2 pseudogenes are annotated in these 365 nt (G+C 28.2%); both read right to left on the reverse strand.

Going from position 1 to position 365, the window contains the following annotated elements:
- Nucleotides 1–261 (reverse strand): annotated as a pseudogene (locus AC1DMU_RS29785) (acetyl-CoA carboxylase carboxyl transferase subunit alpha); the annotation flags it as partial.
- Between the two features lie 32 nt (nucleotides 262–293).
- Nucleotides 294–365: pseudogene (locus tag AC1DMU_RS29790) on the reverse strand (MarR family winged helix-turn-helix transcriptional regulator); the annotation flags it as partial.

Here is a 365-nt window from a genome sequence, read left to right on the forward strand (position 1 = left end):
GAGAAAGTTTGTAAACAAGAGAAAGTTTGTAAACAATAAAGGTATATAGTCCAATGTCGTGGGCCGGTTACGTAGCCTTGCAATTTGAACTCGTTGAAAAGGTGTAATATTAGAATAAATTTTATCTTGCATTTTATTTAAACGTTTTTCTAATACATGAATTTCTGGCGATAAATCTACATTATTTTCTTTCATAATTTTCTTTAATTCATCAAATTTCTCTTTTAATTCAATAATAGGACGTTCAAAATCCAAACTCATTTTACCCTCCAAATGTTATGATTTACCTCACTCTAATCAAAAGGCTTAGAAATAGAATCAATAAATAATTCAAAACCATCCACAACTATTTTTTGTTCTGATTC

Source organism: Bacillus sp. 01N45, from assembly GCF_056399205.1.